The organism is Nostoc sp. PCC 9305, assembly GCF_963920915.1.
In the GTDB taxonomy this organism is placed as follows: Bacteria; Cyanobacteriota; Cyanobacteriia; order Cyanobacteriales; family Nostocaceae; genus Nostoc.
This window is the reverse complement of the sequence record NZ_CAWUDN010000320.1, coordinates 1-228: the sequence shown is the minus strand read 5'-3', so window position 1 is coordinate 228 and position 228 is coordinate 1. Positions and strand designations below refer to the sequence as shown.

The following is a 228-nucleotide window of genomic DNA, read 5'->3' as shown; positions in this document are numbered from 1 at the left end:
CAGTAGCCTCTCTAAAGAGAGCGACCCGAAACTACGCCAAACGGCAACTGACTTGGTTTCGCAACCAAGCGCCTTTTTGGAATCGAATTCGAAACTGAATACATGCTGGCCTACTGCCATGCCAATAGGCGTCACGCCAAGCTAACTGAGTAGTGGATATTCTGCCCTCATTCGAAGTAGGATGCGCATAGAAGCCTATTGATGTACACTGCCACAAATTCACGACAA

The 228-nt window shown here is 48.2% G+C and carries 1 protein-coding gene; it reads left to right on the top strand.

The window, feature by feature from the left end:
* A partial coding sequence (locus tag ACM0OX_RS35895; RefSeq protein WP_414519998.1) for a hypothetical protein occupies nucleotides 1-98 on the top strand: 98 nt, incomplete at its 5' end.
* Between the last annotated feature and the right edge of the window lie 130 nt (nucleotides 99-228).